This is a genomic window from Sphingomonas yantingensis, assembly GCF_014199325.1.
Classification (GTDB): domain Bacteria; phylum Pseudomonadota; class Alphaproteobacteria; order Sphingomonadales; family Sphingomonadaceae; genus Sphingomonas; species Sphingomonas yantingensis.
The window spans coordinates 409,914-423,822 of record NZ_JACIJJ010000003.1; the positions used below are offsets into that span (position 1 = coordinate 409,914).

The 13,909-nt window shown below is 67.7% G+C and carries 14 protein-coding genes; 9 read left to right on the forward strand and 5 right to left on the reverse strand.

What is annotated here, in order from left to right:
- The first annotated feature begins 65 nt into the window (after nucleotides 1–65).
- Complete coding sequence (locus FHR19_RS11920) at nucleotides 66–1,130, forward strand: DUF3667 domain-containing protein (protein WP_184028609.1); 1,065 nt, start codon at nucleotides 66–68, stop codon at nucleotides 1,128–1,130.
- On the opposite strand, the gene FHR19_RS11925 is transcribed toward FHR19_RS11920, so the two are convergent.
- Nucleotides 1,131–2,489 (reverse strand): methyl-accepting chemotaxis protein, encoded by a 1,359-nt coding sequence (locus FHR19_RS11925; protein WP_184028611.1) that lies wholly within the window; start codon nucleotides 2,487–2,489, stop codon nucleotides 1,131–1,133.
- A 186-nt stretch (nucleotides 2,490–2,675) separates the two neighbouring features.
- Here FHR19_RS11925 and sdhC point away from each other — a divergent pair, with 186 nt between their 5' ends.
- From sdhC to FHR19_RS11950, 5 genes are all read left to right on the forward strand, one after another.
- On the forward strand, nucleotides 2,676–3,089 hold the full coding sequence (gene sdhC / locus FHR19_RS11930) for a succinate dehydrogenase, cytochrome b556 subunit (RefSeq protein ID WP_184028614.1): 414 nt from the start codon (nucleotides 2,676–2,678) through the stop codon (nucleotides 3,087–3,089).
- A 1-nt stretch (nucleotide 3,090) separates the two neighbouring features.
- Nucleotides 3,091–3,474: a succinate dehydrogenase, hydrophobic membrane anchor protein gene (sdhD, locus tag FHR19_RS11935; RefSeq protein WP_184028616.1), complete on the forward strand. Its 384-nt coding sequence runs from the start codon at nucleotides 3,091–3,093 to the stop codon at nucleotides 3,472–3,474.
- Nucleotides 3,474–5,276 (forward strand): succinate dehydrogenase flavoprotein subunit, encoded by a 1,803-nt coding sequence (sdhA, locus tag FHR19_RS11940; protein ID WP_184028618.1) that lies wholly within the window; start codon nucleotides 3,474–3,476, stop codon nucleotides 5,274–5,276. Before sdhD ends, sdhA begins: the two co-directional genes overlap by 1 nt.
- A gap of 215 nt (nucleotides 5,277–5,491) precedes the next feature.
- Nucleotides 5,492–7,804 (forward strand): TonB-dependent receptor, encoded by a 2,313-nt coding sequence (locus FHR19_RS11945; RefSeq protein WP_425505967.1) that lies wholly within the window; start codon nucleotides 5,492–5,494, stop codon nucleotides 7,802–7,804.
- A gap of 347 nt (nucleotides 7,805–8,151) precedes the next feature.
- The gene (locus FHR19_RS11950; RefSeq protein ID WP_184028622.1) at nucleotides 8,152–8,802 is read left to right on the forward strand and encodes an ATP-dependent Clp protease proteolytic subunit; all 651 of its coding nucleotides are present in this window, start codon (nucleotides 8,152–8,154) and stop codon (nucleotides 8,800–8,802) included.
- A gap of 59 nt (nucleotides 8,803–8,861) precedes the next feature.
- Here the strand turns inward: FHR19_RS11950 and FHR19_RS11955 are convergent, their stop codons facing one another.
- Entirely contained in the window at nucleotides 8,862–9,509 is a 648-nt protein-coding gene (locus FHR19_RS11955) for a hypothetical protein (protein WP_184028624.1), read from the reverse strand.
- Between the two features lie 117 nt (nucleotides 9,510–9,626).
- On the opposite strand from FHR19_RS11955, the gene ispH reads away from it, so the two are divergent.
- The 3 genes from ispH to rnhA are packed head-to-tail and all read left to right on the forward strand — an operon-like array spanning nucleotide 9,627 to nucleotide 12,048.
- Entirely contained in the window at nucleotides 9,627–10,580 is a 954-nt protein-coding gene (gene ispH / locus FHR19_RS11960; RefSeq protein WP_184028627.1) for a 4-hydroxy-3-methylbut-2-enyl diphosphate reductase, read from the forward strand.
- Between the two features lie 56 nt (nucleotides 10,581–10,636).
- Nucleotides 10,637–11,602, forward strand: coding sequence for a homoserine kinase (gene thrB / locus FHR19_RS11965; protein WP_184028629.1), 966 nt, complete (start codon nucleotides 10,637–10,639; stop codon nucleotides 11,600–11,602).
- Nucleotides 11,599–12,048, forward strand: coding sequence for a ribonuclease HI (rnhA, locus tag FHR19_RS11970; RefSeq protein ID WP_184028631.1), 450 nt, complete (start codon nucleotides 11,599–11,601; stop codon nucleotides 12,046–12,048). The genes thrB and rnhA overlap by 4 nt, the downstream gene beginning before the upstream one ends.
- Here rnhA and FHR19_RS11975 read toward each other — a convergent pair.
- Genes FHR19_RS11975 through FHR19_RS11985 form a run of 3 tightly spaced genes read right to left on the reverse strand, consistent with a single transcriptional unit; the run spans nucleotide 12,045 to nucleotide 13,877 of the window.
- Nucleotides 12,045–13,403, reverse strand: a complete 1,359-nt coding sequence (locus FHR19_RS11975) for an FAD/NAD(P)-binding protein (RefSeq protein WP_184028633.1) — start codon at nucleotides 13,401–13,403, stop codon at nucleotides 12,045–12,047. The genes rnhA and FHR19_RS11975 overlap by 4 nt on opposite strands.
- An 8-nt stretch (nucleotides 13,404–13,411) precedes the next feature.
- Nucleotides 13,412–13,660 (reverse strand): DUF6356 family protein, encoded by a 249-nt coding sequence (locus FHR19_RS11980; protein ID WP_184028635.1) that lies wholly within the window; start codon nucleotides 13,658–13,660, stop codon nucleotides 13,412–13,414.
- Nucleotides 13,661–13,700: 40 nt separating this feature from the next.
- Nucleotides 13,701–13,877 (reverse strand): YegP family protein, encoded by a 177-nt coding sequence (locus FHR19_RS11985; protein ID WP_184028638.1) that lies wholly within the window; start codon nucleotides 13,875–13,877, stop codon nucleotides 13,701–13,703.
- Nucleotides 13,878–13,909 lie beyond the last annotated feature (32 nt).

Sequence of the window (13,909 nt, forward strand, 5' to 3'; positions counted from 1 at the left end):
TCGCACCGGCGAAAGCTTCGCGAAAGCCGCTCGCATCCGTCATAGCTTCGCGATACACCGCGCCCATGTCGGGGGAAATCGAGGGGCTCGGCGATCTCGCCACGGGCGCGCTGATGGCGCGCGCGGTCGATCACCATGGAAGCAGTCATGCAGAGCACGAGGGCCATGGCGCCTGCCTGAATTGCGGGACGACGCTGGTGGGCGAGCATTGCCATGTCTGCGGTCAGGCGGCGCATCTCCACCGCTCCGTTGGCGCGATCTGGCACGACCTGCTCCACGGCGTCCTGCATTTCGAGGGGCGGATGTGGTCGACGCTGCCGATGCTGATCCGCCGCCCGGGCGAGCTCACCCGCCGTTATATCGAGGGCGAGCGCGCGAAGTTCGTGTCGCCGATGGCGATGTTCCTGTTCTCGGTCTTCACGCTGTTCGCCGTGCTCTCGATCCTCGGCATCTCGCCGCCCGCCGATGTCGGAAACGCGACGGGCAAGGTCGCCTCCGGCATGGAGGAAGCCAAGAAGGAACTCGCGTCGACGCGCGAGGTGCAGCTCAAGCGACTGAACGACCCAACCGGCAATGCCGCGAGCAAGGCGAAGGCCCAGACGCGCCTCGCCGAAATCGACCGCGAGCTTCGCGTCATTGCCGAGGCGCAGCCGGTCTTCAAACCGCAGGAAGAGGGGCTGTCGGGCGTCAAGACCGGCTGGACACGCCTCGATCACGGGATCGAGAAGGCATCGAAGAACCCCGGCCTTGCACTCTACAAGCTACAGGCGAACAGCTACAAATTCTCGTGGCTACTGATCCCGCTGTCGGTGCCGTTCGTGTGGATCATGTTCGCGTGGAAGCGCCAGTATCGCGCCTATGACCATGCGGTGTTCGTCACCTATTCGCTCGCCTTCATGTCGCTGCTTTTCATCGTCCTGACGATCATGAGCGCGTTCGGGGTGCCGATGCAGCTGCTGGCCCTTGCGGGCTTCGCGATCCCGCCCTTCCACATCTATCGCCAGCTGCGCGGCGCCTATCGCCTCGGCCGCGTCTCGGCGCTGGCGCGCACCGCGGTGATGATCGTCTTCGTTCAGATCATCGCCACGCTGTTCCTGATGCTCGTGCTGGGGCTCGGCCTGGTCGGCTAATTACGCCGCGACTCGCTGGACGAAGTCGGTCGCGCTGGTCTTGAGCGTGTCGAGGTCGCCCTCGAACGCCACCACGCCCTGCCCCACCGCGTCGATGCCGCTGGCCACCGCCTCGGTATCCTCGCGGATCGCGGCGATGGTGTTCGACATCGAATCGGCGGCGAGCGCGGTTTCGTCGACCGCGGCGGTGATCGCGGTCACGGTCTGTGCCTGTGCCTCCATCGCCCGGCGGATGCGGTTGGCCGAATCCTGAACCTCGTCCACCGTCGTGCGGATCGAGGCGGAGGTGTCGACGGTCAGCCGCGTCGCCGACTGGATCGCGGCGATCTTGGCGGCGATGTCGTCGGTCGCGCGCGCGGTCTGGTTGGCGAGGCTCTTTACTTCCTGCGCGACGACGGCGAAGCCGCGGCCCGCGTCCCCGGCGCGCGCCGCCTCGATCGTCGCATTGAGCGCGAGCAGGTTGGTCTGCCCGGCGATCTCGCGGATGAGACCCAGGATCGATTCGATCGACTTGGCATGATCGGACAGGGTGCCGGAGGTTTCGACTGCCGCGCCCGCCTGCGCGCTGGCGCGCGTCGCGATCTCGGCCGCGGCCTCGACCTCCGCCCGCGCATCCTCGATCGCGCGGATCAGGCCCGCGGCGGTCTGGGCCGCCTCGCGCATCGCGACGGCCGACTGTTCGGCGGCGGCAGCGACTTCGCTCGCCTTGCCCAGCATCCCGCGTGCCGAGCCCGACGCCGCTTGCGCCTGTCCGCGCAGCGCCGAGCCCTCGTGGCTCGCGCGCTCGACGCTCGAGACGATCTTGTCGCGGAACTCGCCCGCCAGCTTCTCGCGCTGGCGGTCATTGCCGAAGGCGACGTGCTCGGCATAGATCGCCACGGTCAGGTCGGTTTCCAGCGCCGACAGTCGCATCAGCGTGTCGATCAGCGCGGCAAGCTCGGGATCGCCCTGTGGCACGCGCTTCAGCAGGATGTCGAGCGCCACGCGGTCGCTGGCGTTGATCATCGACAATAGCGCCATCGGCGGCACGTCGGCGGCATAGGCCGCCGCCACCGACCGCTCGATCGATTCGATCCAGGCATGGCCCGCGGTGTCGAGGAAGCGATTGCGTAGGAAGGTGACGCCCACGTCGATCATCTTCTCGGTTTCGTACGGCGCCCATGTGCGCGTGTCGGAGAAGCAGCGGATCCAGTGCCGCCAATAGGCCTCCGCCACCGCGCGGATATCGCCCTCGATCAGGGTCCAGACGCGGCGCGCGCCGTCGATCATGCCGCCGTCGAAGTCGAAGACGCGGAGCCGTCCGCCGATCTCGACCTGGCGGGCGATCGAACCCGGCTCGGGCAAATCCTTGTTCTGCATGGCGTCGTCGGCCCTTGTGACTATCTATATGGCAACAGGCCCCCTCGCCCGCACCTGTCCATTGGTTTAGCCAGCCATCCGTTAAGAGGCGGTTAGCCACGGACCGGGATCGGGTCACGGACCAAGGGCCGATCTTGCATCTGCGAAGAACGGGGGCCATTAGCGCCTTCGAAAGGAACAGACCTCGTGGCATCAAAACCCGTGAACCGGCCGCTCTCCCCGCATCTGTCGATCTGGAAATGGGGGCCGCACATGACGGTCTCCATCGCGCATCGCGTGACCGGCAGCGGCATGGCCACGGTGGGCTCGATCCTGCTCGTCGCCTGGCTCGCCAGCGCCGCGGCGGGCGAAGAGGCTTACGGCGTGTTCCGGGGGCTGTTCACCACCGCCGACGGCGGCCTCAACATCGTCGGCTATGTCCTCGGCATCGGCCTGACGCTCAGCTTCTTCCAGCACATGGCCTCGGGCGTCCGTCATCTCGTGCTCGACACCGGCGCGGGCTATGAGCTGAAGCGGAACAAGATGGGCGCGCAGGCGACCTTCGCCTTCTCGATCCTCGCCACCCTCGCCTTCTGGGCGTTTCTGACCGTGGGGAAGTAACATGCGTACCAGCATCGGCCGCGTCCGCGGTCTCGGCTCCGCCAAGGAAGGCGCGCACCACTGGTGGACGCACCGCCTGACCGCGGGCAGCAACTTGCTCCTCATGCTCTGGTTCATCGCCTCGATCGCGATGCTGCCGGGCTATGACTACGCGACGATCCAGTCCTGGCTGTCGAGCCCCTGGGCGGCGGTGCCGATGGCGCTGCTGATCGTCAGCGTGTTCATGCACTTCAAGCTCGGCCTGCAGGTCGTGATCGAGGATTACAGCCACGCCGAATCGCGCGTCGTGCTGCTGGTCCTCCTCAATCTCTTCGTCGTCGCGGCCGGGGCCACGGCGATCTTCTCGATCCTCAAGCTCGCCTTTGCGGCGGGAGCGGTTTCCTGATGAGCGACGCCTACAAGATCATCGACCACAGCTATGACGCGATCGTCGTCGGCGCGGGCGGCTCGGGCCTGCGCGCCACGATGGGTGCGGCCGAAGCGGGCCTCAAGACCGCCTGCATTACCAAGGTGTTTCCGACGCGCAGCCACACCGTGGCGGCCCAGGGCGGCATCGCCGCCAGCCTCGGCAACAACTCGCCCGATCACTGGTCGTGGCACATGTACGATACCGTCAAGGGTTCCGACTGGCTCGGCGATCAAGACGCGATCGAATACATGGTGCGCGAGGCTCCGGCCGCGGTCTACGAGCTGGAGCACGCCGGCGTGCCGTTCAGCCGCAACGACGACGGCACCATCTATCAGCGCCCCTTCGGCGGCCACATGCAGAACATGGGCGAAGGCCCGCCGGTGCAGCGCACCTGCGCCGCCGCCGACCGTACCGGCCACGCGATGCTCCACGCGCTCTATCAGCAGAGCCTGAAGTACGACGCCGACTTCTTCATCGAATATTTCGCGCTCGACCTCATCATGGAGGACGGCGCCTGCCGCGGCGTGATCGCCTTGTGCATGGAGGACGGCTCGATCCACCGCTTCCGCGCGCATGCCGTGGTGCTGGCGACCGGCGGCGGCGGCCGCGTCTATCAGTCGGCGACCTCGGCCCATAGCTGCACCGGCGACGGCAACGGCATGGTGCTGCGCGCCGGCCTGCCGCTCCAGGACATGGAGTTCGTGCAGTTCCACCCGACCGGCATATACGGCGCGGGCGTCCTCATCACCGAGGGTGCGCGGGGCGAAGGCGGCTACCTGACCAATTCCGAGGGCGAGCGCTTCATGGAGCGCTACGCCCCCTCGGCCAAGGATCTCGCCAGCCGCGACGTCGTGTCGCGATCGATGGCGATGGAGATTCGTGAGGGTCGCGGCGTCGGCAAGGAGAAGGATCACATCTTCCTCCACCTCGACCATATCGACCCCAAGGTGCTGGCCGAGCGGCTGCCCGGCATCACCGAGACGGGCAAGATCTTCGCCGGCGTCGACCTGACCCGCAAGCCTCTGCCCGTGGTGCCGACGGTCCACTACAACATGGGCGGCATTCCGACGAACTATCATGGCGAGGTCGTCCACCTTCGCGACGGCAATCCCGACGCCGTCGTCCCCGGCCTGTTCGCCGTGGGCGAGGCGGCGTGCGTGTCGGTCCACGGCGCCAACCGTCTCGGTTCGAACAGCCTGATCGACCTCGTCGTGTTCGGCCGCGCGACGGGCCTTCGCCTGAAGGAACTGCTGAAGCCCAACGCCGCGCACAACGCGCTGCCCAAGGGGTCGGAGGAGATGGCGCTCAGCCGCCTCGACCATTTCCGCCATGCCAAGGGCGGCACGCCGACCGCGCAGATCCGCGCGGAGATGCAGAAGACGATGCAGAAGAACGCCGCCGTCTTCCGCGACAGCGCGCTCCTGAAGGAAGGCGTCGAGAAGCTCGATGCCATCTATCAGGGGATGAACGATATCGGCGTGACCGACCGTTCGCTGATCTGGAACACCGATCTGGTCGAGACGCTCGAGCTCGACAACCTGATCGGTCAGGCCGTCGTGACGGTGCGCGGCGCGGAAAACCGCAAGGAATCGCGCGGCGCCCACATGCACGAGGATTTCCCCGATCGCGACGACGCGAACTGGATGAAGCACACCATCGCGACCTTCGACGGTTGGGGCGGCAAGGGCGGGACCTGCAAGCTCGACTACCGCCCGGTGCACGACTACACGCTCACCGACGAGGTTGAGTATATCAAGCCGAAGAAGCGGGTGTACTAAACCCCTTTTCCGGTAAGCATGACGAACCCGCCCGGACCCCGCGTCCGGGCGGGTTTTTCTTTGATCCCAAAGGGCGATCGGACGCGACGCGGCTGTCACGATGCTGACTTGATTCGAGGTCAATGCGCCGCGCGGGCCTGAGGCGCGGGCACATGCGCACGGGTCCGAAGCGGCGGACGGAGGGGTCCGCCGTCCTTCATAAAGGGCAAACTTCCGTGAAGCTTTCGATTGCGCGCCGCACGGCGCTCCGTTCCGCCTGCGGGTGCCTCGCGCTGACCGTCGCCGCCACCGCCGCACAGGCGCAGGACACCAGCCCTGCCGCCCCCGCCGCCCAGGCCGACGATTCGGCGCTCGAAGAAATCACCGTCACCGCCGAGCGTCGCACCGCGAACCTGCGCGACGTGCCGATCTCGGTCGGCGTGGTTGCAGGCAGCCAACTGCGCGAGTTCCAGCAGGCGGGCGAGGACATTCTGGCGCTGTCGGGCCGCGTTCCCGGCCTCTATGCCGAAACGACCACCGGCCGCATCTTCCCGCGCTTCTACATCCGCGGGCTCGGCAACATCGATTTCTATCTCGGCGCGTCGCAGCCGGTCTCGATCGTCCAGGACGACGTGGTGCTCGAGCATGTCGTGCTGAAGTCGAACCCGGTGTTCGACGTCGGTCAGGTCGAGGTGCTGCGCGGGCCGCAGGGCTCGCTGTTCGGCCGCAACACGACCGCCGGCATCATCAAGTTCGACACGATCGAGCCCTCCAACGTCTTTTCGGGCCGCGGCCAGGTGTCGGTCGGTGAGTACGGCACGGTCAATGCCGATGTCGGCATCGGCGGCCCGATCGCTGGCGACAAGCTGTCGGCACGCTTCTCGGCGCTGGTCCAGCACCGCGAGGACTGGGTCGACAACACCTATGCCGGTCCGAGCGACGACGGCACGCCCCGTCCGCTCAAGAAGGCGATGGGCGGTTTCGACGACCGCAACGTCCGCCTCCAGCTTCTAGCGACCCCGACGGAGGCGACGCGCTTCCTCCTCTCGGGTCACTACCGCAATTACAACGGCACCTCGACGCTGTTCCGCCGCGCGGCGCTCAAGCGCGGGTCGAACGACGTGTCGGGCGTCGTCCGCGACGAGGTCCGCTACGACGAGGCGATGAACAACCCGCAGGCGTACGAGACCTATGGCGGCTCGTTCAACGCCAGCTTCGACTTCGGCGGCGTGACGCTGACCTCGATCACCGCCTATGAGAGCGCGTCGGGCTACAGCCGCGGCGACACCGATGGCGGCGCGGCGTCGGACTATCCCGTCAACGGCGTGCGCAACGGCTTCGGCCAGAGCCAGGGCAATCTGCGCGACCTCGACCAGTGGACGCAGGAAGTACGCCTCGCCGACGACAGCGGCCGGTTCAAGTGGCAGGTTGGCGGCCTCTATTTCGATAGCCGCGACACCACCGACTTCTACCAGCGCGGCTTCTTCGTCACGACCGCGGCGCGCAATCCCAACAACTGGGTGCGCCTGCGCAACGTCAACACAAGCTGGGCGGCGTTCGGCCAGGCGAGCTACGACCTGACCGACGCGCTGACGATCACCGCGGGCGGCCGCATCACCGAGGACAAGAAGCGCACGCGCCTTCTGAAGACCGCGAACACGGCGGCGAACGTCGTCACCTATCGCGGCCGCACCGACGTCGAACTCGACGCGACCGAGCCGAGCTGGGATCTGTCCGCGCTCTATCGCCTGGACGACGAGGTCAGCCTCTATGCCCGCGTCGCGCGCGGCTTCCGCGGGCCGACGATTCAGGGGCGCTCCGCGGTGTTCAACTCGGACTTCACCACCGCCAATTCGGAGACGATCGTGTCGTGGGAAGCGGGCGCGAAGTCGAGCCTGCTCGACAACCGCCTGCGCCTCAACGCCACCGGCTTCTACTACACCGTCAGCGACATCCAGCTGAACGGCAATGATTCGGACGGCAACGGCGTCCTCTTCAACGCCGACAAGGCCAAGGCGTACGGCGTCGAGGTCGAGCTCGACGCCCGGCCCGTGCGCAACCTGTCGCTGACTGCCGGCTTCAGCGCGCTGCACAGCGATATCAAGGACGGCCGCGTCTATGCGCAGGTGTGCGCGCTCAACGGTCAGGTGGTCTGCAACGTCTATGACCCGACGATCCGCCGGAACGGCAACACGTTCGCCCAGATCGACGGTAACCCGCTGCCCAACGCGCCGCGATGGAACCTGAACCTTGCCGCACGCTACGACATTCCGATGGATGGCGGCGACCGCTTCTTCGTGGCGACCGACTGGAACGTGCAGGGCTATACGAGCTTCGTACTCTATCGCACCGACGAGTTCACCTCGAACGGCAATTTCGAGGGTGGGCTGCGCGCGGGCTATGCGCTGTCGGGCGATACGCTCGAGTTCTCGGTCTTCGCGCGCAACATCACCAACGAGAAGAACCTGAAGGGCGTGATCGAGAACTACCTGGCCGCGGTCGTCAACGAACCGCGCGTCATCGGCGTCTCGCTCGCCGGGCGTTTCTGAAGATGCGCTAAGCGCGCATCTTGAGCGGTGCCGGCCCGCTCCCCCACCCGACCGCCCACGAGATATGCTGATGGGCGGCCGGGCGGGGGAGCGGGCCGGCACCGCCGAAATCGGCCGCGCCGATTTCCAATTAACTTCCCAAGGAACCAAGCTCACCCTCCCCGCATTCGTGGAACGTGGATGCGGGGATCGGTGATGCGCTGGCGTATGCGGCGTTCGCGGCCCTGGGGGCTGCGGGCGCTGCGATCGTGCTGGGCGCGCTGTTCCGGCCGGTCAGGCGAAAGCCCGGCTCCCGCCGCCGAAGCCCCTTCCGTGCGTCCGCCGATATCCAGCAAAGGCCTCAGCCCATGTCCGACCCGACCCGCTCGATTGATCAAGACGTTCTGGAGGCCGCGCGCGCCAATTCGCCAACCGGCCAGGCGCGACCCGCCGCCAAGGGTGCGATAAGCCAGTATCCGCTGCTCGCCAACCCGCACATCAAGCTGGCCGGGCCGGTCGATCATGCGATGTATGCCAGCTTCTGCGACCAACTGGCGAACGCCCCGCGCGAGGGCGCGATCGTCATCGCGATCTCGACGCTGGGCGGCGATCCCGAAGTCGCGCGGCTGATGGGCGACGAAGTGCGCCTGCTACACGAGGCGGAGGGGCGCGAGCTTCTGTTCCTGGGCAAGGTCGCGGTCTATTCGGCGGGCGCGACGTTCATGTCCGCCTTCCCCGTCGACAAGCGCTTCCTGACGCGCGGCACCCGTCTGATGCTGCACGAGCGGATCATGAACAAGACGGTGGAAGTGAGCGGCCCGCTCAAGACCTGCATCGCGGTGCTAAAGGCGACGCTGCACGAGATCGAACATTCGATCGCGATCGAGGAAGAAGGATTTCGCCGGATCGTCGCGGGCAGCCGCGTCGATTTCGACGAACTCGTTCGCCGCGCGCCCGAGAATTGGTACATCGAGGCCGATGAGGCCAAGGAAAAGGGCCTCGTCCTCGACGTGGTCTGAACGGACGATCCAGAATGTTTCTTCACCCGGACCTGATCCGGGATGACGAAAGATCTGCCTTACCGCGTCGTGTTGTACCGCAGCTGATCGTCGGTCAGCTGGAAGCCGACCAGTGCCTCGAACGTCGCACGGGCGACGGCGGCGCGCACGCCCGGTGCGGTCAGCGGATCGACCGCGGCGTCTTCCTCGCCAGCCTTGCGCTTCTTGGTCAACTGGTCACGCACTTCCTGCGGCAGGGTGGCGGCGCTCTTGGCGATCACGCTGGTCGCGGTCGCCTGTACCTGGCCGCGAAGCTGCCCGGCGGGGAAGTTGATCGTCACGTCGGCGACGCGCTTGGCGGTGACGGCGGTGCCGCCGCGTACGATCGCGATGAAATAGGGGAGCGTGACCGACCGCGCCGCATCGGCCCGGTTACGCCGCGCCTGAACGTCGAAGGTGACCGTCGTGATGACGTCATCGCCGCTCTCGCTGCACTGCGAGCGCAGGTTGGTGATGTTGGCGACCACGTCGATCGCCGCGGCATCGCGGCTGGCGGGCGGGTCGAACAGCGTGATGTCGCCGGTATTGGCGGGCACGCCGACGATCGGACAGGCGGTGCGCGTCGCCTGGATGCCGACGCCCCCCTCGACGCTGATCTCGCCATTGCGCGAGCAGCCGGCAAGCGCGGCGGCGACAGCGAGCGGAGCGGCAAGCCGGACGATCTTCATTGGGGCGAACCCTTCCCATCTTCATACGCGAACGGGCCGCAACCCGGCCCGCCGTCTCGGGGATTGCCATAGGAACCGCCTTTCGGACAAGCAAGCAATCGCGTAGAGGCTGGTGCCATGACCGATGCCCGAAAGCCGACGCTCGACCTGCTCATCGCCGCCCCGCGCGGTTTCTGCGCCGGGGTCGACCGCGCGATCCGCATCGTCGAACTGGCGATCGAGCGCTACGGGGCGCCCGTCTATGTCCGGCACGAGATCGTCCACAACAAATACGTCGTCGACACGCTGAAGGCGCAGGGCGCGATCTTCGTCGAGGAACTGGACCAGGTGCCCGACGACGTGCCCGTCGTCTTTTCCGCGCACGGCGTGCCGAAGGCAGTGCCGGCCAAGGCGGCGGAGCGCGGTCTCTCCTATCTCGACGCCACCTGCCCGCTTGTTTCCAAGGTGCATCGCCAGGCCGAACGGCTGGTCGCGGCGGGGCGCCACATCATCTTCATCGGCCATGCCGGCCACCCGGAAGTCATCGGCACCTTCGGCCAGGTGCCCGAGGGGAACATGACGCTGGTCGAGTCGGCGGACCAGGTCGCCGCGCTCGACGTGCCCGACCCCGAGAACCTCGCCTTCCTGACCCAGACCACGCTATCGGTCGAGGACACCGCCGCGGTCCTGTCGGCGCTGCGTGCACGCTTCCCCAACATCGTCGCGCCGCACGCCGACGACATCTGCTACGCCACCACCAACCGCCAGACCGCGGTCAAGGCGATCGCCAGCAGCGTCGACCTGATGCTCGTCATCGGCGCGCCGAATTCGTCCAACTCGCTGCGGCTGGTCGAAGTCGCCGAGCGTGAGGGGACCGCCGCCAAACTCATCCAGCGCGCCGACGAGCTCGACTTCGCCTGGTTCGAGGGGATCGGCGCACTCGGCATCACCGCCGGCGCCTCGGCGCCCGAAGTGCTGGTGCGCGAGGTCGTCGATCGCATCGCCGAGCGCTACGACGTGGTGGAGCGGGAGGTCGAGACGACGCGTGAGACGATCGCCTTCAAGCTGCCGCGCGGGCTGGAAGCGGCTTGACCGCGCGCGCCTGACGCTGTCCTAGGGCGGTCCACCCGCACGCGAACGGATCGCCGATGGCCGTCTATACCCAGGTTTCCGCCGAGCTTCTGGCCGACTTCCTCGCGCGCTTCGGCGTGGGCGAACTCGTGTCCGCAAAGGGCATCGCCGAGGGCGTCGAGAACTCGAACTACCTCGTCGAGACGACGCAGGACCGCTTCATCCTGACGCTCTACGAAAAGCGCGTGTCGGCGGGCGACCTGCCCTATTTCCTGTCGCTGCTCGATCATCTGGCGGCCAAGGGCCTGCCCGTCCCGCCCGCGATCAAGGACCGCAACGGCAATGCGATCCACGAGCTTGCCGGCCGCCCCGCCTGCCTGATCCGCTTCCTGCCGGGCGTGTCGCTGTCGCACCCGACCCCGGCACAGGCGCTGGCGGCGGGCAAGGCGATGGGGGCGATGCACCGCGCGGTCGCCGACTTCGACGGGTTTCGCGAAAACTCGATGGGCATCGCCACGTGGCAGCCGCTGCTCGACCGCTGCGGTGACAGCCTGAACCAGATCGCGCCGGGGCTGCACGCCGACATCGCCTTCGCGCTCGGCGACCTGATGGCGACTTGGCCTGCACAGCTCGACACCTGCGCGATCCATGCCGACCTGTTCCCCGACAATGTGCTGATGCTCGGCGACCGGGTGACGGGGCTGATCGACTTCTACTTCGCCTGCACCGACCTGCGGCTCTACGACCTGGCCGTGATGCACGCCGCGTGGAGCTTCGATGCGACCGGCCGCGATTACGACGCGGCAGTCGGCGATGCGCTGATCGAGGGCTATACGAGGCACTATCCCCTGTCCGACGAGGAGCGCGCCGCGTTCGACGACCTCGCTGCCGGCGCGTGCATCCGCTTCACCCTGTCGCGCGCGTGGGACTGGCTCAATACCCCCGTCGACGCGCTGGTGACGCGCAAGGATCCGCTCGCCTTCTGGCGGCGGCTGCGCGTCTACAAGCCGGCGCTCGCCGCCCGCCTCGAAAGCCTGTCATGACTGAACTCCCCCATGTCGAGATCGCCACCGACGGCGCGTGCAAGGGCAATCCCGGCCCCGGCGGCTGGGGCGCGCTCATCCGCCACGGCGCCCGTGAGAAGGAGTTGTCGGGCGGCGAGCCGCTGACCACCAACAACCGCATGGAGCTGATGGCGGCGATCCAGGGGCTGAATGCGCTCAAGAAGCCGTGCCGGGTGACGCTGTCGACCGACAGCCGCTACGTCATGGACGGCCTGACCAAATGGGTGCGTGGCTGGCTGAAGAACGGCTGGAAGACCGCGGACAGGAAGCCCGTCAAGAATGCCGAACTGTGGCAGGCACTGATCGCCGCCGCCGAGCCGCACCGCGTCGAATGGAAGTGGGTGAAGGGTCATGCCGGCCATCCCGACAACGAACGCGCCGACAAGCTCGCCAGCGACGCCGCGCTGGCTGTGGCGAAACGCTAGAGCCCCTCGCCGCCTACCCAGTGCGCGTTGGCGAGCGTGCGGGCGAGGTTCCAGGCCTGCACGCGGATGTCGGGCACGGCGACGACTTCCCACCACGCCCCGCGCGTCATCGGGCCGATGGCGTAAAGGCGGTCGGCCGCTCGCCCGTCCGCGCCGATCACGCGCGTGTCCGCCGCCACGTCGATGCCGAGCCGCGCCGCATCGGGCCGGATCGCACCCGCCGCCATCAACTGGCGCAGCAACGGATCGGCGGCGCGCTTCAGGTCGCCCTGCGGCCCGGTGCAATTGACGATCCGGCGGAAGCGCGCGGTGGTCGGCGCGTCGGCCCCGCGTGGCCGCCACTCGACCGAGGCGCAGTCACCCTCGGGCCGAATCGCGGCGAGCTTGCCCGCCTGAAAGCTCAGCCGCCCTTCGCCCACCATCGCATCGATCCGCGCGGCGATCGATGGCGCGAGGCGGTGGCGATGCACGTCCCAGAAGGGCCGCAGGTGCCGCAGGAAACGCTGCCGCGTGGCAAGGTCGGCGCCCGACCACATGAGCTGGGTCACCGGCCGCAGCGCATCGACCGCGGCGCGCCACTCGCCCGCCGCCGCCACCTGCTCGCGCACCGCGTGGACAAGGGCCGGAAGCGTCCGCGCGGGCTTCTCATCGGCGGGCGGCGCCTTGGCCTGCCCCTCGACATGCGCGCGGGGGACGAGGCCGCGTCGCGACATCGCGACGATCCGCCCGCGAAACCCCTGCCGGTCGAGCAGCAGCGCGGCGTCGATCGCGGTGAGGCCAGTGCCGAGCAGCAGCACCGCGTCGTCCGCGCCCAGCCCGTCGCCGATATCCGCCGCCCAGGGATCGTCGCAATAAAGGTCGCGCGGCAAGGCATCGGCATCGATCCCCGGCGGCGCGTGCGGCGGCAGGTTGCCGACCGCGAGCACCGCCCGGTCGAAGGTTCGCTCGGCACCGTCGATCACCGCGCGAACCGCGCCGTTCGCCTCGACCCCCGACACGTCGCCCGTCTCGACCACCAGCCGGTCGCCCGCCCCCGCGCACGCCTCGGCCAGCAACGCGTTGAGGTAGCGGCCATAGGTCGTCCGCCGCACGAACGACGACGGCCCGCCCTCCCCCTCGGTCGCCAGCCAGCGGACGAAGTGGTCGGGATCGTCGGGCAGCGCGCTCATGTTCGATGCGCGTACGTTCAGCAGGTGGCTGTCGTCCGCCGCCGAATAGGCGACACCGCGCGCGACCTGGTTGGCGCGCCGCTCGACCAGCGTCACGCGCGGGCCGTCGTGGCGCAGCAGATTGATGGCGAGCAGCGTCCCCGAAAAGCCGCCGCCGACGACGAGCACATGCTCCCGACCCGACATGAACCCGCTCAGATTTCGTATTCGGGCAGCCAGGCGGTTTCGCGTGCCGGCGCGGGCTGACGCGCGGCGAGTTCGGCGTGAAGCGACTTGACCGCCTTGCTCGCGGTCCGCTCGCAAAGCGCGGGGACGAGTCCGTGGAGCACCGCCGCCCCGCCCGCCGCGAGCAGCCGTCCGCCGAAACGGAAAGCGACGCCCATATGCTCGAAATAGCTTTCGCCCACCGATGTGGGATGACGAAGGAAGAGGCGGTCGATCATGATTGCGACCCTATCGCCGCACGGGGACGACCGCCACCCTTCACTCGGGCTCTTCGACCGGCGCATCCGGGCCGTTCTTGAGGACGGAAGCAATGGCGTTGCGCGCGCTCGCCTTCGACGAATAGCCCTCGGTCCAGAAGATCGTCTCGCTGTTGTGCTTGAACTTGGCGACATACTCGCCGGCCTTGTTCCGCTCGATCACGAACTTGTGCGCCATCTTATCCTCCGCAGGATTGAAGCGCTGCACAG